The organism is Pseudomonas sp. B2M1-30 (genome assembly GCF_025447575.1).
Classification (GTDB): Bacteria; Pseudomonadota; Gammaproteobacteria; order Pseudomonadales; family Pseudomonadaceae; genus Aquipseudomonas; species Aquipseudomonas botevensis.
Window position 1 is genome coordinate 459507 of sequence record NZ_JAOEJT010000002.1, and the last position, 24919, is coordinate 484425.

Consider the following 24919-nt stretch of genomic DNA (forward strand, 5'->3'; position numbering starts at 1 on the left):
TACTGCCCCGTTACTAACCGAACTGGAGTGTCTGGTCATGCATAAGTCTCGTGTGTTACTCGCTGCAATCTCCTTGGGGCTCTGTACACAGTGGGCGGTTGCTGCGCCGACGGTGCCGGAGCGTCTGGTCAAGGTCGACAAGCTCACCTATTGCTCAGGCATGGATTCCCCACCTCTGGTGTCCTTCGATGAGGCGCAAAAGCCCAAGGGATTGACCATCGATCTGGGCCTGGAAATTGCCAAACGCCTGGGGGACAAGAAAGTCGATTGGCGGGTCATTCCGTTCTCCGGATTGCTCCCGGCGTTACTCGCCAAACAGTGCGACATGATCGTTGACCAGTTGTTTGACAAGCCCGAGCGCCGCGAGGTGATCGACATCGTCAACTACATGTATTCCAGCCAGGCGGTGGTGGTGCCGAAGGGCAATCCGAAGTCGCTCAAGACACTGCCAGACCTGAGCGGGCACAAGATCGCGGTACTCAACGGCTCGACCATCAAGACCCTGCTCGACACCGAGAATGAAAGCCTGACCAAGGCGGGCAAACCGCCGATGAAACTGGTCGTCTACAACACTGACACCGATGCTTTCCAGGCCCTGCGGATCAACCAGGTCGACGCGTACGGCACCACCGTGGAAACCGCCGGCTACTACGCCGCCATGGCGCCGGATCTGTTCGAGGAGGGCGTGCCTGCCTTTAGCCGAATCCTCACCGGCCTGGGCATTCGCAAGGACGATCCGCAACTGAGCGCCGCCGTGCAGCAGATCATCACCGACATGCGCAGCGATGGCAGCTACAACCAGCTCCTGAATAAATGGCACGTCGCTAGCGACACACTCGATTGAGGTCAGGCGCTGATGAATTTCAATTGGGATGTGTTCTGGCAGTACCTGTTGCAGCCGAGCGGGGTGTACCTCACCGGGCTCTGGCTGACGTGTGTGATCAGCGTGCTGGCGATGTTGCTGGGTTGCGTGCTGGGCCTTGCCGCCGCCTTGTTGCGGTTATCGAGAAATCCGTTGCTGCATCTGCCGGTGCGGTTCTACGTGTGGTTGATGCGCGGTACACCGCTGCTGGTGCAGATCGTTTTCCTCTACACCGCACTGGCCGCTGGCGGAATCTTCCGCTTTCAGGACATTGAACTGTTCGGGCTGCTGATCCCCGGCAACATCCAGGCCGCGATCATCGCGCTGGGCCTGAATGAGGGCGCGTACATGGCCGAGATTATCCGTGCGGGTATCGGCGCCGTGGACAAGGGCCAGTATGAGGCCGGGCGTTCCCTGGGCATGACCTTCGCCAAGCTGATGCGCCGCATCGTTCTGCCGCAGGCGTTTCGGGTGATCGTTCCGCCGCTGGGCAATGAGTTCAACGTGATGCTCAAGAATACCACCCTGGTCAGTGTCATCGGCGTGCAAGAGCTGCTGCTCAGTACCCAGATGGTAACGTCGGCGACTTTCCGGGTGTTCGAGTTGTACCTCGTGGTGGCGATTTATTTCCTGTTGCTTACGACGCTGTGGGGCTTCTTCCAGCGCTGGCTGGAGAAACGCTTTGGTCAGTCGGACAGGCCTTCGTCACCGCCACCGGCAACCAGCCGCATGTTCGGGCGCAGCACGCTGAAACTGTTGAGGGGGCGTTAATCATGGCGCATCAAAGTGACGAGTTGATCATCGAGGCGCTGAACATTCACAAGTCCTTCGGCGATCTGCAGATTCTCAAGGGCATTTCCCTCCAGGTACGACGGGGTGAAGTGGTTGTGCTGATCGGTGCCTCCGGCTCTGGGAAAACCACCTTCATCCGCTGCATCAATCTGCTGGAGGAGATTCAGTCCGGGCAGATCCGAGTGAGTGGCCACCCCATGGGTTATCGCACCAAGGCCGACGGAAGCCTGGTGCGGGACTCGGAGCGCAACATCGCTCGCCAGCGCCGTGACATCGGCATGGTGTTCCAGCGCTTCAACCTGTTCCCGCACATGACGGCCCTGGAAAACATCATCGAAGCCCCGATTCAGGTGCTGGGTGTGCCGCGCAAAGCTGCGGTTGAACAAGCACAGGCGCTACTCAAGCGTGTCGGGCTCGCAGACAAGGCCGGTCATTACCCCTCGATGCTTTCCGGTGGCCAGCAGCAGCGGGTGGCGATCGCCCGGGCCTTGGCCATGAAGCCTCAGGCGATGCTGTTCGACGAGCCCACCAGCGCCCTGGACCCGGAAACCGTCGGCGAAGTCTTGCAGGTGATGAAGGAGCTGGCCGAGGAGGGCATGACCATGGTCGTGGTCACCCATGAAATGGGCTTTGCCCGAGAAGTGGCCGATCGCGTAGTCGTGCTTGATCAGGGCGAACTGATCGAGCAAGGCCCGCCGGAGCAGATTTTCAGTCATCCGACTCACCCCCGCACCCAAGCCTTCCTCAGCCGCGTGCTGTGAAACTCGACAGGAGATTGACGATGCGTTTATCGAGCTTGTTCGCGGCGCTGTGCTGTGCCGCTGTGGTACCCATGATTCAGGCCGCTGACTCGGTGGTGAAGGTCTACAACTGGTCCGACTACATCGGCCCCGACACGCTGAAAAACTTCGAGAAAGACCAGGCGATCAAGGTTCAGTACGACATCTTCGACACCAACGAGATGCTCGAGGCCAAGCTGCTTTCCGGGCATTCAGGCTATGACGTGGTGGTGCCTTCTAGCCAGTTTCTCTCCAAGCAGATTCGCGCCGGCGCCTATCAGCCGTTGCAGCGCAACTTGTTAACCAACTGGAAACACCTCGATCCACGTCTGATGCAGCGCCTGGAAGCCGCCGATCCCGGCAACCGTTATGCCGTGCCTTACATGTGGGGCACCGTGGGCATCGGCTACAACGAAGAAAAGGTTCGCGCGGTGTTGGGTAAGGATGCGCCGCTGGACTCCTGGTCTATGGTGTTCGATCCGCAGAATCTCTCCAGGCTGAAAAGCTGTGGCGTGGCCTTTCTGGATGCGCCGGTGAAGATCATTCCCCAGGCCCTACTTTATCTCGGTCTGGACCCTAACAGCGTCAAGCCTGACGACTACAAACAAGCCTCGAAACTGCTGATGACCTTGCGGCCGTCGGTGACGTACTTCAACTCATCGAAGTACACAGCGGACCTGGCCAACGGTGATATCTGCGTGGCGATCGGTTACTCGGGGGATGTGATGCAGGCTCAGACCCGGGCGAGGGAGGCCGGGAAGAACATCGATATCCGCTATCTGATTCCCAAGGAAGGGGTGAACCTGTGGTTCGACATGCTGGCGATTCCCAAGGACGCCGGCAACGTCGCCAACGCTCATGCCTTTATCAACTACCTGCTGCGTCCAGAGGTGATTGCGCCGGTCAGCGACTACGTGGGGTACGCCAATCCCAACAAGGACGCCACCGCGTTGATGGATCCCAAGGTCAGCGGCAATCCCGGGATCTATCCGACCGATGAAGTGATCAGTCACACCTTCGTCTCGGCGGATCTGCCGGAAAACATCCAGCGGCTGATGACCCGTGAGTGGAACCGGATCAAGTCCGGCCAATGAATGCTTGTTTGAAAGAGACTTTGTCATGTTGAAATTTTCTGCTCACGAATATCCGTATCCGTCGCAGCGCCAGAGCGTTTTTGCCCGTCGCGGCATGGTGGCGGCTTCCCAGCCATTGGCCGCCCAGGCAGGCATTGAAATGATGCAAAAGGGTGGCAATGCGATCGATGCGGCCATTGCTACGGCGGCGGCATTGACGGTGGTTGAACCCACGGGTTGTGGCTTGGGTGGCGATGCGTTTGCCTTGGTCTGGTTCAAGGATCAGTTGCACGGGCTTAGCGCCAACGGGCACGCACCGGCGGGGCTGAGTATCGAAGCGGTGAAGGGCGCCGGCCATGAGCAGATGCCGCTCTATGGCTGGACGCCGGTGACGGTGCCGGGTTGTCCTTCGGCCTGGGCTGAACTGTCGGAACGCTTTGGTGCGCTGCCGTTTGCCGATTTGCTTCAGCCAGCGATCAGCCTGGCGCGAGACGGGTTTCCACTGTCGCCGGTGGTTGCCCATCAATGGCAGGTTGCGCTGGATGAGTTCACTCCCCATCGCGACGGGGTTCTGGAGGCCTGGTTCGAGACCTTTCTGATAGACGGGCGAGCGCCCAGAGCAGGAGAGATCTTTCGCAATCCGGAGCAGGCGCGAACGCTTGAAGAGTTGGCTGCCACCCGTTGCGAGAGTTTCTATCGAGGGGCTTTGGCCCAGCGTCTGGATGCGCATTCGCGGGCCACGGGCGGCTATCTGCGGGCCACAGATCTTGAGCAGTATCGAGCGCAATGGGTGGAACCGATCAGCGTCAATTACCGTGGCGTGGACGTGTGGGAAATCCCGCCGAGCGGGCAGGGCCTGGTTGCGTTGATGGCGCTGAAGATTCTGGAAGGGTTCGACTTCGATCACCGTGACAGCCAGCGGACCTGGCATCGGCAATTGGAAGCCATGAAGCTGGCTTACAGCGATGGACTGCACTACATCACCGATCCTCTGCATATGCGCGTGGCGGTGGCTGACTTGTTGAGTGAGGACTACAGCGCTCGGCGACGCGGGCAGATCGGTGAGCAGGCCCAGCCGCCAAAGCCTGGAGATCCACATGCCAGCGGCACGGTGTATCTGGCGACGGCCGATGAGGAAGGGAATATGGTTTCGTTCATCCAGAGCAATTACCACGGTTTTGGCTCGGGCGTGGTGCTGCCAGACAGTGGTATTGCGCTGCAAAACAGGGGGCAAGAGTTCAGTCTTGACCTCGAGCACGCCAATTGTCTGGCTCCTGGGAAGAAGACATTTCACACGATTATTCCGGGGTTTCTCACCAGGGACGGCAAGGCGCTCGGGCCGTTTGGAGTGATGGGCGGGTACATGCAGCCTCAGGGGCATGTGCAGATGGTCATGAACCTGGTGGATTTTGGTTTGAACCCGCAGGCGGCACTGGATGCGCCTCGCTGGCAGTGGTTGGGGGGGAAGAAGGTGGGAATCGAGCAGGGGGCCTCGAGGGATTTGGCCAATGCGCTGGCCCGGCGGGGGCATGAGGTGCAGATTGCCAGTGACCTGACTGATTACGGGCGAGGGCAGATCATTCTTCGTGATTCGGAGAGCGGGGTGCTTTGTGGCGGGACGGAGCCGAGGGCGGATTCGCATGTTGCGATTTGGTAAATCAGAGGTTGCCTTTAAGCGCCGGTAAAAAAGGGAAGAGAAGCCACTGTTTTTGATTGGTGAATTATTTTCACCGTGGCATCAATCATTGAGCAGATTGTTGCGACAGTCTGGCGATCTTAGGATCGAGGGGAGAAGTGCAGCAAGGGTTCCACGCCCGTTGGCGTCGCTCTGAGCCCTTGGTTTGCAACCCTACAGTGATGATGATCTGGTGGAGAGAAAAGCGCGATGAAGATGAAGGCAGTTGTGATGACGGGGGCGAACAAGCCTTGGGAAGTTCATGAGGTTCCTGTGCCCAAGGCAGAGCCAGGGCTGGTTCTTGTGAAAGTTCATGCATCCGGCATGTGCTACACGGACGTGTGGGCAACCCAAGGGGCTGGTGGTGACATTTATCCGCAAACTCCAGGTCACGAGGTGGTTGGCGAGGTTGTCGAAGTGGGTGCGGGCGTCCATACGCGCAAGGTTGGAGACCGAGTCGGCACCACTTGGGTACAGTCCTCGTGCGGTCGGTGTCCGTACTGCCGCCAGAACCATCCGTTGACCGGCCAGACGGCCATGAACTGCGTCTTGCCCAGAACGACCGGCTTCGCGTCTCAGGGCGGTCACGCAGAGTACATCGCGATTTCTGCCGAAGGCACCGTATTGTTGCCCGATGGGCTGTCCTACAAGGATGCTGCGCCCATGATGTGCGCGGGTTATACCACCTGGAGCGGCCTGCGCGACGCGGAGCCTAAACCTGGTGAGCGGATCGCGGTGCTGGGTATTGGCGGACTGGGCCACGTCGCCCTTCAGTTTTCCAAGGCTTGCGGATTCGAGACCGTCGCGATCACACATTCGCCGGACAAACACGGGCTGGCCAAGGAGCTAGGTGCCGACATTGTCGTCGCCAACGGCGAGGAACTGCTGGAGATCGGTGGCGCGGATGTTCTTCTGGTCACGACCAACGACTTCGACACCGCCGAAAAAGCGATGGCGGGGGTAAGGCCTGACGGGCGCATCGTCCTTTGCGGGCTCGACTTCAGCAAGCCGTTCTCGATCCCGTCCGATGGCAAGCCATTTCACATGATGCGCCAACGCGTGATCGGATCCACGCATGGCGGACAGCATTACCTCGCCGAAATTCTCGATCTTGCCGCAAAGGGTAAGGTGAAGCCGATCGTCGAAACTTTTTCGCTCGACCAGGCAAATGAAGCATACGACCGCCTGTCTTCAGGGAAGATGCGGTTCCGTGGAGTGTTCCTGCCGCACGGCGAGTAAATTTCAATTCCAAGGTGACTCCGGCGACTGAATTGTCGCCGGAGTCGTTTTGATCAACTGTCGGAAAGCGTTTCAGTCAGCATATTGATTAGTGCTCTCAGACCCGATGATACGTGTCGATGCCCTGAGTAGTAGAGGCACAGTCCTGGTTGCGCGGGACACCAATCCTCCAGAGCTCGTTTGAGTCGGCCATCTTTGAGAGCATCTGCCGCAAGATGCTCGGGCACGAAGGCGATGCCTATTCCATCGATCGCGGCATCTACCATCATCGGTTGATCAGTCAACGTTAAAGGTCCCGACGCATTGAACCTTTCAGCGACTCCCAGACGCTCTAATTCCCATCGGTAGATTGCACCACTTTCGAACCGGAAGCGTATGCAGTCATGCCCATGCAAATCATGGGGCACCTTTGGATATCCGCGTTGTTCAAAATATCCGGGTGACGCAACTACTGCAAAACGCACGTCTTTCGAGACAGAAACCGCCACCATGTCTCTGGGCACGGCCTCTGCTAATCGGATACCCGCGTCGAAACCGTCGGCAACAATGTCACTGAGCTTGCCGTCGCTGACAATGTCGAGGTGCACTTGAGGATACTCACGAAAAAATCGCGCCAGAACAGGTCGCAGCACCAAACGGATAGCGCCTTCACTGGCATTGATTCGCACCACACCTTTTGGGCGATGGTCATCGCTCTCCAGTTCTTGAATGGCTTCCTCGATCGATGCCATTGCCGGTCTCAATTTTGAGGCAAGACGTTCTCCTGCGTCAGTCAAGGAAACGCTACGCGTCGTTCGGTTGAAAAGGCGGACATTCAACCGTCGCTCGAGCACCTTGATCGCATGGCTTATCGCCGAGGGCGTCATGTTGAGTTCGTCAGCGGCGCTGCGAAAACTCCGATGGGCCGCCACCGCTAAGAATGCGGTGAAGGAGGAGAGGTCATTATCTTTTGATTGGTGAATAATTTTCATCGTGGAAACGATAATTGAGCATACTTTTGCGACAGTCAAGCTATCAGGGAATAACGCAGCATTGCGTGTTTATAGCCAACTGGTGGCTGTCCAATCCTTTAAGAGAATACCCAGAAATATACGGAGCATTTTTTTGATTTGAGCCCGCAGGTAGCGAGGGTAGATCATTGCTGGTGGGTTGCCCGGCGCCGGCGGGCCGAGGAGGATTAGTGCAGTTGGCCACAAAGGGCTATGTAGATATCCGGGTCTGGGAGTTATCGGATAATTGACTTGAGTTGGGACGCAATGATCTGAATAGCAACTCAGCACGGTGAGTAGTTAACTGCACTAAATAGCCGTTTAGTTGAGCTATCAAAAAAAATCAAGGGGGGCAGGCCATGAGTCAACGCAATGTGAGTGCAAATGACGTCATCAAAACGCTGAATCTTGAGCCTCACGTCGAAGGTGGCTATTTCCGGCGAACCTTCCAGGCCGACCAGCGCGCCATGCTCGAGACCGCCGCCGGCCCACGTTACCTGATGACGTCGATTTACTATCTCTTGACCGAGCAATCACCGGTGGGCCAGTTTCATTTCAACCAGTCCGACATCCTGCATTATTTCCATCTGGGCGACGCCATCGAATACAGCCTGATCCTGGCTGACGGTTCATTGCAGACACTGGTGATGGGAAACGATGTCTTGGCCGGACAACATCTGCAATTGCACGTACCGGGCGGAATCTGGAAAGCCTCGCGACTGCTTGAGGGGGCGAACGGATTTGGTTTGATCAGCGAAGCGGTTTCACCAGGATTTGATTTCGCGGATATGGAAATGGGCGATCGACAGAAACTCACGGCGCAGTACCCACAGCATCGCGCGCTGATTGAAAAGCTGACGCGAGACGGTGAATGAGTACTGTACATTTCAAGGGGGCGGCCAGGTGTCGGCGAAAGTGGTTTTGTGAGTGATGCTGGAGATTGAAATCGTGCGTGCAACGAGGCTGATCTTGAAACATGATGTTACGTGTAATGTATATTATGTTAAATTTGATCAAGCTTGAATGATCCGAAATTGTCACCAGCCTCCGAAAACCAGACTTTGCCTGAATTGACCATACATCCCTCGAGTACGCTGAAGTAAAGCTCTGTACAAAATCCTCTCTCCCTACCATTTAGACCTCAAATCCGCGATGACTAGCGATCAGTTCAGGCTTCCGCTGCTCCGACCTGCTCCGAAGGTTTTGACTCATCTTCACTTCTAAAACTCTCATTTAGCACCTCATCACATGTAGCTAAACGCCAAATAACTATCAAACGTCTTATGCGGCTCTCAATAGCTCAAATTATAGTCTCGTATGACCATCAAGCTAGGCTGCCGGTCTGTGACTGCATCCCCATACGCGTCAATGAGTTTTGACTTGCCGCGACTACGCCATGTCTAGCCTTCACTTCAATGCCGCACGCTCAGTCCTGATGATTACTTCAAATGATCATTAAGGCGCTCCAGGCTCGCGGCTAGTCTTTGAGGTAAGGCGTCTTAGGCCCTCTAATAGCTCAGTGAAATCTATGACCTGAATTGGATGCGTCTTTAGTTTTTGACCGGAATGATGTTGCGTTGCCGGTATTTCGGGCGGTCAAACAGCCTGGGTAAGCCGGGCTTGGGCTTGCGCTTCATCGAGCGCAGCGGAATGACAGGCTGCACACGGCTAATCTGCCTTGAACCGCTTAACCACTGAAGCCAGCCTACGCTTAACGCCAATTTTTGGATTCAAAGCCAGCGCCTCCTCATAGACCTGTACTGCTTCGGGGTACTGGCCCAGTTGCTCGTGTGCAAGCCCTTGCACTTTGAGCGCTGTGGATTTCCAGGCAGGGTTTTCATTCAGGATGGTCACCTCACTTCACGCGATGCTAAGCGCCTATCCCCACGGCTGTCCTGAATCAAGCCACCTTGCGGTGTCTTGACCTTGTGGAACGCCTCCCCATCGCGATTAACGCTCGGTCGCCCCTAACTTAATCATCTACGGGAGCTCGAATCCCAGGCCCTCAAGTACCAGCCGATCTTCAGCCTTCAATTTTTTCACTGCCCAAATCAGCACATGCTTCGGCCGCGAGCTCGCCACGTACGCAAATCTCGCAGCTTCGGAAGTCCGGTCACGCAGCCAGTCCTTCCAGTGCGACAGATGCACGCCTGGTTTCTGTGACGATACAACCACAGTCACGTCGTGTGTTTCACCCTTGACCCCGTGAATCGTCTCGAAACGCAGGCAGTCACGTTGGGCGGCTACATCGGGTACCCCGGCCAACCTTTCTGAGATCAGCATCTTCCCCTGCCCAGAACGGGCTCGCAAATTAAGGCCCCTCAGCCCTTCTAAATGCTTACGCACCTCTACAGGTACGAATGTTTGATCTGGAAGCTTTCCAAGCGCAATTTTTGCTGCCCTGGCCCAGTCCGACCAAGTCTGGTTACCATCTCCTACGCCGTGTTCCACCAAGAACTGGAGGCCGTCGTGAAGGAATACACGCCACGCCAGTTTTGACTCAATATCCATAGGACAGTAAGGGCCTGCTTTCGTCACCTGCAGTTCTAGTCGGGCCGCCAGCCACTTACCGAATGTTTCCAGGCATTGCGGTATGTCCGTCAACCTGCCTGCTTTGAGGTTTAGGCAGGCCAGCGCCAGCAGCTCGATGCCCTCGAAAGCTCTACCATTACGTAGACGCTGCAGTGTTGTATATCCGCGCGCAACGACCACCACCTTGTCATATATCAGGCTCATTTCTCGAATGGCTGGAAGCACCTCCGACGGGCAGTTCTGGTACTCGACGACCCTCGGTTTTACTGAAGCGATACGGGGATTTCCCACCACACGGTCGGATTGAAGAATGTTGGAGCAGACATCTACGATGGCTTGGCCGCTTCGCCAATTCTCGTTGAGGACGTACTCCTCGAAGCCAAGCTCCTCCATGCGCCGACGCACGCTTGCTGGATTCGATTTCCTGAAACCATAAATAGACTGGTTAAGGTCACCTACAAAATGGAATTTTACGCCTAGTAGGCTCAGCCTTTTGACGATCAAAAGCTGCTCAGCCGACAAGTCTTGGCACTCATCGACGATCACCAACGGGAATCGGCGTGCAATACGCGAGAAGTAATCTTTGAATTTTTCTTCTTGCATGCCGACCAACGCGAGAATATCGATGTCACCATAGGTCGCAAAGCCAGCGGCCCAAAGCCGCTTTTTGTTCGTCAACAGTGCCTTTTGGTCGGCCTCGTCCTGTTGGGCGAGGTTGGCTTCGTTATTCCACTTCCGATCGTTGGTCGAAAAGACGAAGCGTTTGGATCCTTTATCGTAGTTGTAGCGACAGGCTGAGACGGTACGCCCGCAGATCTTGATCCGCGTGTGGTAGATATCAGCTGATTTATCGATGATCCGAATGCGGAAGTCGCCGTCCCGGCCTTGAAAGCCTGTGATCTCGCTGGCGATACTCGATAGCAGGTGTGTGAGCACGAAACTATCGAAGGTGGAGATGTAGTGCGGCAAGCCCATTGGCTCGCGGAGGTATTTATGAACCCTGCTCTGGAGCTCGTCGGTAGCACTATTGAGGAAGGTGAGCAAAGCGATCCCAGAAGGGTGATGGTTCCATTCCTGGATGATCTTGCATACCTTGGCGGCCACTACCTCAGTTTTTCCGCTGCCTGGACAGGCTCTCAGGTACACGTGCCTATCCAGCGGCGTATCAATGTATCTCTGCTGCTGGTCGGTGAACTCGATGTCGGCTGCAGCCGCTTGAGCTGCCTTATCCTGCGCCGCCATCAAACCGCACCCTCTTCCAGACCGCACGCCCAGAGGATGGCCTGGCGGATGTACACCGGCACAACAAAGCCGGCCCCATTTACCTCAAGTACATCTGCGAAGGCTTGGGCGTAAATACCCTTGCCAATGTCATCGGAGTCAATACGATCCAGTAGTGCGCCGGCGTAGGGCGCCCGCTGCGTGGAGCTCATGGCAGCAAAATCGAGTTTCGCGTCTGCTTTTAGGCCTTTCACCACCCTTCCATTCTGGGCCTCCCAGAGCCCAGCAGCGACGATCAGCATTGTCTTGAGGTTGTTGCCTTCCATTGCGATATCGTACTCGAAAGTTTTGTACTTTCCCGCGAACAGCCGTGCGAAATCTGACAGGTCGATGTGCTTTTGTAACCCCAGCGCCGGGTTGTTGCCGACAATACAGTTGTCTGCATGGGGCAGAAATGGAACGCTCTTTTGACCGCCCTCACCATCGTCCTCAATCACTGACTTTGGAGGATCGTTGTCGGTCAGCCCTGAGCACCTGACAGGGATGTTTTCACCTTGATGCTCGGCTTTGACGTTGCAGAACAGCTGCATGAAATGGTTGAAATAGATTCCACCCAGATTGATGACCGACACACCGTAGTCGTCCAGGGAGTTTCGTCCCTCGCCGAAGGGCTGCAGCACAATCTTGGCGAGCGCCGGCAAGACCATCGCCTCCGCTATGCCCTCGACTAGGATTGTGCCTTTGGCGAACAGCAGGTTCGACTTCGTCGCATCAAGCCACCTGTCCACAAATTGTCGGCTCTGCGTGGGCAGGCCGCAGTTCTTGAGGGGGACTGCCTTGGGGCGATTGAGGTTGGACAGATGGATAACGTGATCTACGGATACGGCAGCGGTAATCACAGTCGAGTGGGTGGTTATGATCACCTGCATTCCGCGAGCCTCAGCAGCCTTCTTGAGGTGCCGAAGGAGTCGGAGCTGAAGCTGGGGATGAAGGTGCGCCTCCGGCTCCTCGATTAACAGCAGTCGCAGGTACGTTTTCTCGCCCTGCCCTGCATCGGCTTCGTAGGTCAGCTCTGCCAGAATGGAAGCGATGTACAGCAGGTTGTTGTAGCCCAGGCTGTTTTCTTCCAACGCACGAAATTGTGCTGCGTCAGCCTTGCTCAAGTCTGGAAAGTACAGGAGCCTCAGACCTTCCACGATTCGGGAGAAACTCACTTCTGAAAACTGAATCATTGTGCCTTGAGATAGATGAGCGCCCAGGGCAGCTTTTAGGCTTTCACCAATTCGCTGGTTGGCAGCTTTGATAGCAAATTTGTCGCAGCAACACCCATAACCCGATCGCGAACACCAGCAGATAGAACCCGAGAATCAGCCAGGTCGACCCGACCACTTGCGCACGCGATACCGATGACAGGCTGTCGGCGGTACGCAGCAGTCCATACACGGTGAACGGCTGGCGCCCCACTTCGGTTACCGTCCAGCCACTGAGCATGGCCAGAAACCCTGCCGGCGTCATCAAAACGCAAGCCCATAACCAGCGGCGGGAAATGTACAACCGCTTGCGCCAGCGCAGCAGCAGACTGGTCACCCCCTGCCCGAGCATCAACAGACCCAGGCCGACCATCAGCCGAAACGCAAAGAAGACCGGCGCCACCGGCGGAATATCCTGCGGCGCGAACTCGTCGAGTGCAGCGATGGTCCCGCTCAGGTCGTGGCGCAGATACAGCGAGCCGATACGTGGAATGGACAGTTCCCAGTGATTGCGTCGCTCATTCGTGTCGGGCCAGGCGAAGATCCGCAGCGGCTAGCCGGCACCCTCGGGCGGACGCGTCCAGGAGCCTTCTATCGCCGCCACTTTTTGCGGCTGCACTTGCAGGCTATGCCGGCCATGCAGATCGCCGACGACGATTTGCATCGGTGTCAGCACTACCAACACCCACAACGCCATGGATAATTGCACGCGCACCCGAGGGTTGTGGGCAGCTTTGAGCAACTGCCAGGCACTGATTCCCGCCACCAGTGTCGCGGTACCCAGAAACGCAGCAAGCGTCATGTGCACCAGGCGATAGGGAAACGAAGGATTGAAAATGATCGCCCACCAGTCTTCGGCAAGAAATCGACCGTCCGGGCCAAGGGAAAAGCCCGCTGGGGTGTGCATCCACGAGTTGGCCGAGAGAATCCAGAACGCACTGATCAGCGACCCGGCCGCCACCGCGCAAGTCGCAAAAAAATGCAGACGTGGACCGACCTTCTTCAAGCCGAACAGCATGATGCCGAGAAACCCGGCCTCGAGAAAAAACGCCGCAAGGACTTCATAGAACATCAACGGCCCGAGAATATCGCCGGCCTGAACCGAAAGCCGCGACCAGTTAAGGCCGAACTGATACTCCAGAATCAGCCCGGACGCCGTCCCGACCGCTACGGTCAAGGCAAACACCTTGAGCCAGTAGCGGTAGATATCCAGGTAAATCTCGCGTCCGCTCCTGAGCCACAACGCCTCCAGCACCATCAGACCGTTCGCCAGACCAATTGTGAAGGCCGCCAGTACGATATGAAAATTGATGGTGATCGCGAACTGGATTCGCGCGGCCATGAGCGCGGAGTCGAGAGTGTCCATGGGCCGAAGTTGACCTCGCTATTTGGCCTTACCGGGCAATACCGCTCCCAGCACCTGTTTGGCCGTTTGCACGATGACACCGGCCTCGTCGGGATCGCCCTTGAGCAGCGTGGTGGCGAATTTTTTTGCCTGTTCCAATTTGATATGCGGTGGCAGCGGCGGCACGTTCGGGTCAGTCTTGAACTCGATCACCACCGGTACGTCCGAGGCCAGCGCCTGCTCCCAGGCAGCGGCCACGTCTTCTTCGCGATCGACAAAAATACCCTTCAGACCGATGGAAATGGCGAACAGGTGGTACGGCACATCCGGGATGCTCTGCGAGGCGACGAACTTCGGATCACCCTCCATGACGCGTTGCTCCCAAGTGACCTGATTCAAGTCCTCGTTGTTGAACACCGCGCAGATCCATTTCGGGCTGTCCCACTGTTGCCAGTACTTGGCGACCGTTATCAGTTCGGCCATGTTGTTCATTTGCATCGCGCCATCGCCGACCAGGGCAATCACCGGCCGCTGCGGGAAGGCGAATTTTGCCGCTATCGCATACGGCACGGCCGCGCCCATGGAGGCCAGGCCACCGGAGAGCGAGCACTTCATGCCTTTGCGGATTTTCAGGTCACGGGCGAACCAGTTGGCACAAGAGCCGGAATCACTGGTGATGATGGCCTGCTCGGGCAAGCGTGGAGACAACTCATACACCACCCGTTGCGGATTGACCGGATCGGCCTTGGCCATGGCGCGTTTCTCAAGCGTTTTTTCCCAAGTGGCGCGCCAGCCCTCGATCTTTTTGCGCCATTTGCGCCGGGATTTGTGTTCAAGCAGCGGTGCCAGCGCCGCGAGGGTTTCGGCGGCATCACCCACCAGGTTGACTTCCATCGGATAGCGCAGGCCGAGCATGTCGGGCTGCAAGTCGATCTGCACTCCGCGCGCCTGGCCCTCCCTGGGCAAGAATTCGGCATAGGGAAAGCCCGAGCCGATCATCAGCAGGGTGTCGCATTCGGTCATCAGCTTGTAGCTCGGCTCGGTGCCGAGCAGACCGATACTGCCGGTCACCCAAGGCAATTCATCCGGCAACACGGCTTTGCCGAGCAGTGCCTTGGCGACCCCGGCGCCAAGTTTTTCGGCAATCGCAAACACTTCATCGCTCGCCCCCAGCGCACCGGCACCTACTAGAATCGCCACCCTCTCGCCCGCGTTCAGCACCTCGGCCGCGCGCTGAAGATCCGCATCATAAGGCAGCACTTTCGGCTTGCTGTAACCGACCCCGGAATGTGCCGTTCCGTGTGCCCGCGCCGGGGCCTTGTACTCGATATCCTGCAAGTCATTCGGCAGGACCAGTGCGGTCACCCGCCGCTCGCCAATCGCCGTGCGCACCGCACGATCCAGCAGATGGCGTACCTGTGCAGGTGCCGAAGCCTGCTGCACAAAAGCCCCGGCGACATCCTTGAACATCGAAACCAGATCGAGCTCCTGTTGATAGTGGCTGCCCAGCGCCGTACGCGCTTGCTGCCCGACGATCGCCAGCACCGGCATGTGATCGAGTCGGGCGTCGTACAGGCCGGTGATCAAGTGCGATGCGCCGGGGCCTGAGGTTGCGATGCATACGCCCAGTTCACCCGTGAACTTGGCGTGGGCCGAGGCCATGAACGCGGCCATTTCTTCATGTCGGGCCTGCACGAACTCGATCTTGCCCTGCGCACGACTCAGCGCGCCGAAGACCCCGTTGATGCCGTCCCCCGGATAACCAAAGATTCGTGTCACGCCCCACTGGCTGAGCCGCTCGACCAGAAAATCGCCCACTGTGACTGTCATGTCCAACCTCGCTTTCGCATTGCGAATGGCTTCCCCGGCACGCCTGTAGCGCAGGCAGACCCGGAAGATGTAAAGGTCTGGACAGCCCGGCGGACAGCGAAGTTTCGATTAGTTGCGAGTAACCGTGAGCAGGGTTACGGCAATGCGCTCGACCTGTTCGTAGCCAGGTTTAAGCAGCTCTTCACCGAAGACGTCCGGATCAAGCTCTTCGTAAGTCCAACTGAAATCAGTGCCCGGCAACGCTTCAACCTGGGCCAGAAAAGGGTCCGCGCCGTGCAGCATGGCGACACCGGTGTACAGCAGCAGCGTGCCCCCCGCCTTCAAGCGTGGCAGCGCCTCGCGCACGATGCGCACCGACAGTGCTTCGCCCAAAGCGCCGCCGCCGTGCCGGTAGGCACGTTGCTGTTGATCGTTCATGTAGGGGGGATTGGCGACCACCAGATCAAACTGGCCTTCGACACTCGCCAACAGATCGCTGTGGTAGATGGCGATGTTATCGGTGCCGGCCAACCCGGCATTGACGGCGCTCAGGCGTAACGCATGCGGGTTGATGTCGACCGCGACCACCTGAGCCTCAGGTTGCGCCCGGGCAATCAGCACTGCGCCAACGCCGGCCCCACAACCGATATCTACCGCGCGCTGGACCGGAACCGTTCGCCGTTGCAGATGGGCCTCGATGACCCGGGCAAACCGATAAGTGTCCGGACCGAAAAACACCGCATCACTCTGGCTGGTGGGATAGGCTGAATGCACGAACAGCAGGTCATTCAACGACGACCAGCGAACCGTGCTGCGCCACAGAGCGCCTTGTTGCTCGAGTATTCCTGCGCGCTCCAGCGCCTGAAATTGTTCAGCCGAAAACAGTCCTTTATCGAAGGGCATCGACCAGCCGAAGACATCGCGCTGATCCTTCGCCAAGGGCCTGTCCGCCCGTTGCATGACCCGCTCGTGGGTCAAAGGGGTCGGGGTTATGAACCGGTAACCGTTCTTACGCAAGCGCATGCCCAGCTCAAGCAATTCGCGATCGACCCGCTGTTGTGCTGTCATGGAACCTCCGGGATGTTCAGCGCAGGACTTTGCGCAGATGCATAAATCGGCGCGTGGCGTAAAGTCCTGCCGGGCGCCAGTGACGTTGTGGCGCCAGCCAGGGGATCAGGGTTTTCAGTTGCTCGAGCGGCGACTGCATTTCCATGGTCTTTTGCAGGGTCAGGGTTTCGCTATCGCTGGCCTGCCCGACGTCCTCGCCGGCAGGCTTGTGCAACACTCGCGCACGCTGTTTAGCGTCCTGCCAGCCGTCGGCGATCCAGTCATGTATCAGCTGTTTTTCATAGGCGCTGAATACGCCGAACATCACCGCCGAGCTGCCGTCGATCAATTGCCAGAAGCGGCTATCGACCGGATCCTCGCCTCGCTTGATCCAGCCTTTGCGGATCAATGCGTCGAGAAAAGCCCCCATCTGACCCGGTGTCGCCAGCCACTGATTGACGGTGCGGTTTTCGATCCGGCAGTAATCGGAATGCATATGCCGACCGAATACGCATTTACGCTCCAGCATGGTCAGCACTTCATGCTGCAAGTCGAATCCCTGGATCACCGCAGTCGAGCCCAGTCCGAGATCGTTCAGCCGGTAGCCCAACGTCATGCGCCGATAGAATGCGGCTCGCTGTTCCCCAGCAGGCAGCAAGTCATGCAGGGCCTGCACGGCGCGGTGGGCGTGCCCGGTGCTGGCGTTGTCGATGGTCACATGCAGGCGAAAGTAATGCGGATCGATGCCCAATTCACGCAGTTCGTAAGCGCTGATCAACAGGTGCAGCGGCAATTGCTCGTAGCCGAGGTTGTAGCCGATGACTTCGGGCAACAACGAATCGCCGCAATGCCCCAACGCCAGCTGTATTGCGCCTTGCAGAAAGTACTCATCGCCAAGGTCCGACAGGTCATCACAGGCGTGCTCAGCCAATAGCTGACGATAGATCAGCACATGGTTCTGCCTCGGCACGCCCTCGCCCAGCTCTTCGAGATAGATCTCCTGCAAGTGATCGAAGCGGACGTCTTGCCAGTGATGCAGCACACCCGCCAACCAGGCGCCATCGACTAATTTCGTCGGTCCGACATGCTGCACAAAGTACAAGGCATGAGCCTTGTTCTGAAAATAGCGGCGCCCTTCTCCCGCCTGCCGAGACGCGAGGTAGCTCGCGTATTGCGCGGCGACCTCGGCGCAATGGGCTTCCGACCACTGAAAGAGTTGCTCGGGATCGGCAGGTAACTCATTGGCAATGTCTCGTGCGGCCGCCAGATGCTGCTTCACAAAGGCATAGGCAATGGTACTGGCCTCCTGATCATGCTTGAGCAGTTTCTCGTAGATCTCACGATTCGGATGGTTCGGCCTCTCGTGAAGCGCGACAGGCATGGTGCTCGGGCACTCTATCGATGTCATGGAGCTCTCCCCCTGTGAAGGCGGCAAATGGAACGTCATACACAGGAGAGGAAAGGGGTCAGCGAAAATTCCTTTTATTTGCATGAGCGGCAGCGGCGCATTGAACGTTGCGAAACCGGTAGTCACTCAGGCTGAACCTTTGCTCGCTGCCTCCCCCAAAACCTTTACAACCGATGGAGGTGCAGCATGGAAACCACATATTTTCTGATCGGCGGCGCAGTGATCGTCCTGCTGCTCGATTTATGGATCATCAATAGCGTGTTCAGAAGCGACAGCCCTATGTTGAGCAAAATCTGGTGGTCGGCGCTTGTTCTGCTGCTGCCGATAGTGGGAGCGCTCATCTGGGGCATCACGGGACCCCGAGGCGTCACCAAAGGACCTTCTTCACCGGAACACAGCAAAGGCTGAATTGTGCCGATCCATTCATTGAACAGGACACGCCGCTTTGCCAAGAATTCTCACCAGCCAGACCAGTGAAAGCGAACTCACGGAACACAACGCCAAGATGTTCGGCTCGCCAAAAGAGCGACTGGATTTCTATCGTCGCGAAATCCAGTACGAGACCAGCATCCTGGCCAACCGTACCGACGCCTATCTTGCCGCCCAGTCTTTTCTGGTGATCGCTTTTGCGTCCAGCATGGGCAATCTCAACCCCGAGTGGGGCAAGCTGTTCACCCTCGCGGTGCCACCCTTTCTTGCGCTGCTGGGATTACTTAGCTCACTCAACGCATGGCCCGGTATTCGGGCGGCGTATGACATCATCGACCATTGGTATTTCAAGCAGAGTCAGTTGCTGCGCAGCGAGCCGCTGATGGGCCTGGCGTACGACGAATCGCCACTGTTCAGCGAACGCGAGTCGACTCACAAGGGCTATCGCAAGGCACTGCTGTTTTCGGTGCGCACGCCGTGGATTTTCGCGACGTTCTGGATACTGCTCGGATTCTGGGGCGTGTACATCCAGGTAGCCTGAGCGTTACGCCCTCCTCCCGTCGGATTCGCTGAACCCCACAGCGAGGCAGGTGCTCAACGTTGAAACAGCCCATGGAAGACCCTCGCCATGAACGCCTTCAAGAATCTGCTCACAGCCAAACAAGAAATGAAGCTTCAGGCACTCGACTGCTGGTATTGCGCACTGGACAACCAGCTCTTGCGCATGGACTGCCCGAACGACTACCACGATGAATTGTTGCGCCAGTGCGATGAGATGCATCGTCAGCAAATCGTGACATGGGAAGAGTGGAGAGACCTGCGTATCGAAGCCGATCAGGCCTACCTGCATGCAATCGCCGGTGACGATTATCACTAGGTGCCCGACTTGCGTACCACGAGGAGCATAGTCATGCACGCAGGCCCGCGATTCGGCATCGAAGAGGAATACTTCATCACTGATCTGGCGTCCCGGGTCATGGTGGGTCAGCCCTGCCGTGGGGCTATCCAGGCATGCCGGGATGCGCTGGGCGAACACTTTGCTTTTGAGATGTTTCAGGGACAGATCGAGGTCGCCTCGCCGATTTTCACTACTCTGGGGCAGGCCACCGATTACCTTGCCGGCGCCCGCGAGGCCGTGAGCCGCAGCCTGCAGCCCTATGGTCTGAGCGCCATCAGCGTCGGCAGTCACCCGCTCGCCGATTGGCGAACGCAGATGCCGACCGATAAAGAACACTTCCAGCAGATCTTCCGCAACTACGGCCATGTTGCGCACCGCAGCGTCTTATCGGGGCTGCATGTACATGTCGAGGTGCCCGACCCTGTCGACCGGGTACACGTCATGAACGAAGTCTTGCCCTGGACGCCCCTGTTGCTGGCCTTGAGTTGTTCATCGCCATTCTGGGACGGTGCGGACAGCGGCTTCATGAGTTTCCGCCAGACGCTGTGCGATGAATGGCCGCGCATGGGCATTCCTCCGCTGTTTGCCGGTCAGCACGATTACGACGTTCACATCGCCCTGCTCACTCGCACAGGCATCATCAAGCGTCCGAGCGAATGCTGGTGGGCACTACGCCCATGCGCCAGATTCCCCACACTGGAATTGCGCATGACCGACGCCTGTCCCCGTCTGGCCGATGCCCTTACCCTCGCCTCGCTTTATCGATTGCTGATTGCCTACGCCCTGGAGCAGAAACGGCCGGGCGCTTCGTACACGCCGACCTCACGAATCCTGCTTGAGGAAAACCGCTGGAGAGCAAAACGCTCGGGCCTTCAGGGCGCCTTTCTCATCGAAGGCCATGAGCAGACTTTTTCCATCGCACAGTGGCTGGAACATGCCGAGCAGGTCATGGGCTCTACCGCTGAGCGGATGCAGATGCATGACATCTTTGATCAGGTGCGCGAGATGATTGCCGCCGGCACAAGCGCGGATCGTCAACAGAAAATCTTTCGCCAGGGGCTGAATGACAGACTCCCGACGCCGCTCGCACTGGCACAAGTGGTAGACCATTTATTACAGGAGACATGAGGATCATCGGCTCGCGACCCTCATTGCCTTGCCAATACAAGAAACGTCTGCATCACTCACTTCAGCATGCTGCTACACAGTTCCTCGATTGTTTCTACCAACTCTTCATATTGCACCGGCTTGCTCAAGTGCCGATCAAAGCCTGAAGTTCTGGCTTTCTGTACTTCAGCCGCCACGCCATAACCCGTCAAAGCGATGGCCGGTGTAAATTTGTGCAATTTGGTCTGACGCAACGCCTGAATCAACTCATGTCCGTCCATGACCGGCATGCCTATGTCGGACAAAATGATGTCGTAATGCTCATCCGTCGCATTGCGCAAGGCAAACAAGGGTTCACTGAAAGACTTGACCAGCGCATCTTCCATCTCAAGCAACATGCGCATGACATCGACGACTTCAGGAGAGTCGTCCACCAGCAAGACCTTGAGACCCTTGAGCCGGCCTTTCTGCTCGGCCTTGGGTTCATTCTGATCGACATCGATGGTTTGATCCGACAGCGGGAGCAAGACGGTGAAAGCGCAGCCGTGGCCGAGTCCTGCGGACTTGACGCCGACCGATCCGTCATGGGCCTGTACGAGCTGGCGAACGAGCGAAAGGCCGATGCCCAAGCCATCGCGTTGATGACTATTTGTTCTCGGCTTGGCCTGGTTGAACAGATCGAAAACATGTTCGATGTCCGCCGGTGCCAGCCCAATGCCGTTGTCGATGATTTGCAGCCGTGCGTGACCGTCGTTCACGCCAAGAATCATCTGAATACGGGCATTCTGCTGGGTGAACTTCAGAGCGTTGTGCAGCAAGTTCCAGATGATCTGCTCCAGCCGTGTGGGATCGCCCTCGACCGGCACTGAAACGTCGGTTGACGGCGCGTCAAGGGTGATCTCGGCGCCGGGGTATTCCTCCACGACAACGGCATGGATGTCACGCACGATAATCGCCAGATCCAGCAACTGCGTCTTGAGCTTGAGTTTACCGGTACGAATCCGTGCCACATCCAGCAGATCATCAATGATGCGTGCCTGGCTGGCGACGGCGTCACTGATGGTCGAAACGGCTTTACTGGCCTTTTCCGCGCTGCGCACCGAAGGCAGGCGACGCAGGATTTCGGTATTCAATTGAATCAGGTTGAGCGGGTGTTTCAACTCGTGCGACATGACGGCGAAAAACTCGTCCTTCATATGGCTGGAAACCTGGTTTTCCGCCAGCTTCTTGCTTTGCTCTTCATGCAATCGTTTATGGCCGGTCAGATCACGGGCGATTTTGACGTAGCCCATGTCCGTTTCCGCCCGCAACAAGGTCACTTCGCCGCTGCAATAGAAACGGCTGCCGTCTTTGCGCACATGCCAGCGCTCATCCTCGCCGCGCCCGTGTTCGCGAGCCTGACGCAATTCATTTTCAGGAACCCCGGCTTTGCGGTCTTCGGGCGAGAACAACAAGTCGTAGTAGATGCCGATGACTTCAGTGCTCTTGTAACCGAAGATCAGCTCTGCACCGGTATTCCAGTCAGTGATCAGCCCCTGTTCATCAAGGATGATGATCGCGAAGTCGTGCGTGCTCTCTGCCACCAGGCGCATGCGTTCCTGACCCAGACGCAAATCTTCTTCGGCCTCGCGGCGTTTGGTGATATCGATGAACGTCAACACCGTACCGTCGATGTGGTTTTCGCTGGAGCGGTAAGGCAACAGGCGTGCGATATACCAACGGTGATCGATGCTGCTGACCTCCCGCTCCATCATGTTCAGCGACTCGAACACCGAAGTTGCATCGTCCGCCAGTTGCGGGTAGTTGAGGCGATGGGTGATGTCGAGCAACGAGCGCCCGGTATCGACCGGCAACATGCTGAAAATGTCGGTCGCGCGCGGAGTGAACCAGCGGATATGCATGTTGCGATCAACGAAGACCGTCGCAATGTCGGTCGATGCGATCAGGTTCGCCAGGTAGTCATTGATTTTGTCGGTTTCTTCGACCTTGGTTTTCAGCTCGTAGTTGACCGTCAACAACTCTTCGTTGATCGATTGCAGCTCTTCCTTGCTGGTTTCCAGCTCTTCGGTGGCTGAGCGCAACTCCTCGTTGATGGCGTGCATTTCCTCGTTGGAGGCCTTGAGCTCTTCACTGGAAGTCTCCGAGTGTTCGATCGTCTCCTGCAGATGCTCTTTGGTACGTTGCAACTCGTTTTCCAGGCTGGTGAGCACCTGGTTTTCGGTCTGCAGGTTCAATTCGAAACCTGGTCCGGCCTCGATCTGCGAGACACCGAACACGATCAAGCGCACATCCTGTTCGGAAATCTCGTCCTTGTGCGGCTGCACCATGATGTCGACGAAGTAATCGCCTTGTGGATCCTGGATGCGAATTTTCCGTGACACGGTCGCTTTACCGCTCTGCTGCGCCTGGAATAGTGTCGTGCGCAGTTCCAGGCGTAACTGGGGCATGACCAGCCCCAATACGTTGCGACTCATCTCGCCACCGATATAACGCAGAAACCGTCCAGCCCCTTCGCTCATGTGCAGAATATCGGCGTTGGCATCAACGATCAGGCTCGGCGGTAAACGCTGTTCCAGCGCGCGCTGATGAATATCGGCGTAAGCCACTTTGCGCGTTACCGGCACCATGGGCGGCGGCACGGACATGTTGAACGAAGTGAAACCGCCGCGCGGCATCGTTGGCGTACGCCGGCTGGCGGTCCCCGCCTTGGCCCGGAAAATACGGTTGCGTTTGTCGACTGGCGTAAACAGATCCGGGCAGGCGTCTGCAGATTCGGACGAACCGAGAAACAGATAGCCGCCAGGGCGCAAAGCGAAATGGAACATCTGCAGGATGTCGCGCTGAATTTCCCGTTCCAGATAGATCAGCAGGTTGCGGCAGACGATCAGGTCTATCTGCGAAAACGGCGGGTCGGACAGCAGGCTGTGATTGGCGAAAAGAACCTTCTCGCGGATTTCCTTGCGCACCTTGAAGCGCTCGCCTTCCTTGACGAAGTACTGGCGCAGTCGGGTCGGCGGCACGTCCGTAAGAATGGCTTCGGGATACTGGCCAGCACGCCCGGTGGCAATGGCTCGCTCATCAATGTCCGTGGCGAACACCTGCACCTTGACCGGGTTGGCTTCGAGCTTCTGATGCTCGGTACACAGGATCGTCAGGCTGTAGGCCTCTTCACCGGTCGAGCAACCTGCCGACCAGATGCGAACCTCTTCGCGCTTGGGTTTTTCCAGCTCACTGCCCATCAGTGGAGTCAGCACATGGCGCTCCAACGCCTCGAAGGCTTCCCGGTCACGGAAAAAGTTGGTGACGCCAATCAGCATATCGCCAAGCAGGTTGCTGGCTTCTTCGGGATTGTTTTCCAGATAATTGAAATAGGTCGGCAGATCCGGTTGCGCTGTCACTTGCAGGCGACGCTCGATACGTCGCAGCACCGTGGCGCGCTTGTAATGCTTGAAGTCGTGTCCGGTGCGGTTGCGCAGCAGCAACAGAATATCCTGCAGAGTTTGCTCGGCTAAAGCGCGCTCTTTCTCTGGGGTATCTGATGGCATCTGCATATCGTGCGGCTCAGGCAACGTAATGGTCTGCGAGTTGCGCCACAGTTCGAGAATTTTTTGCGGTATTTCGGCGACGGGCAGCACCACATCGACCATAAGTGTCGCGATGGCCGCTTGCGGCATGCCGTCGAATTCAGCGTCTGAAGGCGCTTGCACAATGGTTACGCCCCCCTGCTCCTTGATCCTGGACAGCCCGACAGCGCCATCACTGCCAGTGCCTGACAGCACGATGCAGAAAGCATGTTCTTTGTGTACATCAGCCAGATCCCGGAAAAACAGATCAATTGCCACATGGCTACCCACCGGCCGATTGGTGGGGATCACCCGCAGATAGCCATCGTTCATCGATAGCTGACTGGCAGGCGATATCACGTAGACATTATTGCGTTCGATGGGGCACGGATCATTGACCTGGCGGACGGGCATCGATGTGCAGTCCTGAAGAATCTGATCGGCCACACTTTCGTGATTGGGAGACAGATGAAGGACAATGACAAACGCCATGCCACTGTCGGCAGGCATCTGCTCAAAAAATATTTTCAGCGCATTGAGACCGCCCGCCGAGGCGCCGATTCCAACGACCGGGAACGATAAATGACTGGGCGTAACGCCTTCCCGTTGTGGCAGGGAGTTGGGGCGTTTCGGAGTCGACTTCATCTTCCATTCCTATTCATTCGAGCAACATGCTTACTCATTAGCATGATTGTAAGAGGCATGAGGCAAGCAGGGTAGGAAGATTTTGAATACATCGTCTTCCGTCACATTTAGGCATCGCCAAGCAAGGTTTAGCAGCAAAAAATACCTAAGCGTCGTCCATACTCAGGATTGATTGTGGTGGCCTAATTTTTCAGGACAACTCGATAAGGTAGATATCGCAGCGGTATTGTTTAGTTTTTTCCGCTTCCCCACCCTG

At 57.1% G+C, this 24919-nt stretch carries 18 protein-coding genes and 3 pseudogenes; 11 read left to right on the forward strand and 10 right to left on the reverse strand.

The genetic code is table 11. The features are described from left to right. The first annotated feature begins 37 nt into the window (after positions 1-37). The 6 genes from N8H74_RS05775 (at position 38) to N8H74_RS05800 (ending at position 6420) form a co-directional block, all read left to right on the forward strand. Entirely contained in the window at positions 38-844 is an 807-nt protein-coding gene (locus tag N8H74_RS05775) for an ABC transporter substrate-binding protein (RefSeq protein ID WP_217829965.1), read from the forward strand. Between the two features lie 12 nt (positions 845-856). Then, a complete protein-coding gene (locus tag N8H74_RS05780) occupies positions 857-1633 on the forward strand; it encodes an amino acid ABC transporter permease (protein ID WP_217829966.1) in 777 nt (258 codons plus the stop codon). 2 nt (positions 1634-1635) lie between these two features. After that, entirely contained in the window at positions 1636-2415 is a 780-nt protein-coding gene (locus N8H74_RS05785) for an amino acid ABC transporter ATP-binding protein (RefSeq protein WP_217829967.1), read from the forward strand. A gap of 20 nt (positions 2416-2435) precedes the next feature. Then, entirely contained in the window at positions 2436-3527 is a 1092-nt protein-coding gene (locus tag N8H74_RS05790) for a polyamine ABC transporter substrate-binding protein (RefSeq protein ID WP_217829968.1), read from the forward strand. 25 nt (positions 3528-3552) lie between these two features. Continuing rightward, positions 3553-5163 (forward strand): gamma-glutamyltransferase family protein, encoded by a 1611-nt coding sequence (locus N8H74_RS05795; RefSeq protein WP_217829969.1) that lies wholly within the window; start codon positions 3553-3555, stop codon positions 5161-5163. 228 nt (positions 5164-5391) lie between these two features. Then, entirely contained in the window at positions 5392-6420 is a 1029-nt protein-coding gene (locus N8H74_RS05800) for an alcohol dehydrogenase catalytic domain-containing protein (RefSeq protein ID WP_217829970.1), read from the forward strand. Between the two features lie 53 nt (positions 6421-6473). Here the strand turns inward: N8H74_RS05800 and N8H74_RS05805 are convergent, their stop codons facing one another. Next, positions 6474-7391: a LysR family transcriptional regulator gene (locus tag N8H74_RS05805; protein ID WP_217829971.1), complete on the reverse strand. Its 918-nt coding sequence runs from the start codon at positions 7389-7391 to the stop codon at positions 6474-6476. 377 nt (positions 7392-7768) lie between these two features. On the opposite strand from N8H74_RS05805, the gene N8H74_RS05810 reads away from it, so the two are divergent. Further along, positions 7769-8284, forward strand: a complete 516-nt coding sequence (locus tag N8H74_RS05810) for a cupin domain-containing protein (RefSeq protein WP_217829972.1) — start codon at positions 7769-7771, stop codon at positions 8282-8284. A 690-nt stretch (positions 8285-8974) separates the two neighbouring features. Here N8H74_RS05810 and N8H74_RS05815 read toward each other — a convergent pair. The 8 genes and pseudogenes from N8H74_RS05815 to N8H74_RS05850 form a co-directional block, all read right to left on the reverse strand. Next, positions 8975-9076, reverse strand: a pseudogene (locus N8H74_RS05815) (IS5/IS1182 family transposase); the annotation flags it as partial. A gap of 1 nt (position 9077) precedes the next feature. After that, positions 9078-9263 (reverse strand): tetratricopeptide repeat protein, encoded by a 186-nt coding sequence (locus tag N8H74_RS05820; RefSeq protein WP_347710398.1) that lies wholly within the window; start codon positions 9261-9263, stop codon positions 9078-9080. Positions 9264-9389: 126 nt separating this feature from the next. Next, a complete protein-coding gene (locus tag N8H74_RS05825) occupies positions 9390-11183 on the reverse strand; it encodes an ATP-dependent helicase (protein ID WP_262146532.1) in 1794 nt (597 codons plus the stop codon). After that, positions 11183-12472 (reverse strand): annotated as a pseudogene (locus N8H74_RS05830) (AAA family ATPase); the annotation flags it as partial. The gene N8H74_RS05825 and the pseudogene N8H74_RS05830, both read right to left, overlap by 1 nt. Continuing rightward, positions 12438-13778 (reverse strand): annotated as a pseudogene (locus tag N8H74_RS05835) (cytochrome ubiquinol oxidase subunit I). The pseudogenes N8H74_RS05830 and N8H74_RS05835, both read right to left, overlap by 35 nt. An 18-nt stretch (positions 13779-13796) precedes the next feature. Beyond that, positions 13797-15587: a thiamine pyrophosphate-requiring protein gene (locus N8H74_RS05840; RefSeq protein ID WP_262146535.1), complete on the reverse strand. Its 1791-nt coding sequence runs from the start codon at positions 15585-15587 to the stop codon at positions 13797-13799. Between the two features lie 108 nt (positions 15588-15695). After that, positions 15696-16634 (reverse strand): class I SAM-dependent methyltransferase, encoded by a 939-nt coding sequence (locus N8H74_RS05845; RefSeq protein WP_262146537.1) that lies wholly within the window; start codon positions 16632-16634, stop codon positions 15696-15698. 16 nt (positions 16635-16650) lie between these two features. Next, a complete protein-coding gene (locus tag N8H74_RS05850) occupies positions 16651-17994 on the reverse strand; it encodes an iron-containing redox enzyme family protein (RefSeq protein ID WP_262146710.1) in 1344 nt (447 codons plus the stop codon). Between the two features lie 213 nt (positions 17995-18207). Between N8H74_RS05850 and N8H74_RS05855 the strand changes: the two genes are divergently transcribed. From N8H74_RS05855 to N8H74_RS05870, 4 genes are all read left to right on the forward strand, one after another. After that, on the forward strand, positions 18208-18429 hold the full coding sequence (locus N8H74_RS05855) for a PLDc N-terminal domain-containing protein (RefSeq protein ID WP_217831145.1): 222 nt from the start codon (positions 18208-18210) through the stop codon (positions 18427-18429). Between the two features lie 37 nt (positions 18430-18466). Then, positions 18467-18991, forward strand: a complete 525-nt coding sequence (locus tag N8H74_RS05860; protein ID WP_262146538.1) for a hypothetical protein — start codon at positions 18467-18469, stop codon at positions 18989-18991. A gap of 87 nt (positions 18992-19078) precedes the next feature. After that, complete coding sequence (locus N8H74_RS05865) at positions 19079-19327, forward strand: hypothetical protein (protein WP_262146540.1); 249 nt, start codon at positions 19079-19081, stop codon at positions 19325-19327. Between the two features lie 33 nt (positions 19328-19360). Next, on the forward strand, positions 19361-20476 hold the full coding sequence (locus N8H74_RS05870; RefSeq protein WP_262146541.1) for a carboxylate-amine ligase: 1116 nt from the start codon (positions 19361-19363) through the stop codon (positions 20474-20476). A gap of 56 nt (positions 20477-20532) precedes the next feature. Here the strand turns inward: N8H74_RS05870 and N8H74_RS05875 are convergent, their stop codons facing one another. Beyond that, the gene (locus N8H74_RS05875) at positions 20533-24663 is read right to left on the reverse strand and encodes a CheR family methyltransferase (RefSeq protein ID WP_262146542.1); all 4131 of its coding nucleotides are present in this window, start codon (positions 24661-24663) and stop codon (positions 20533-20535) included. Positions 24664-24919 lie beyond the last annotated feature (256 nt).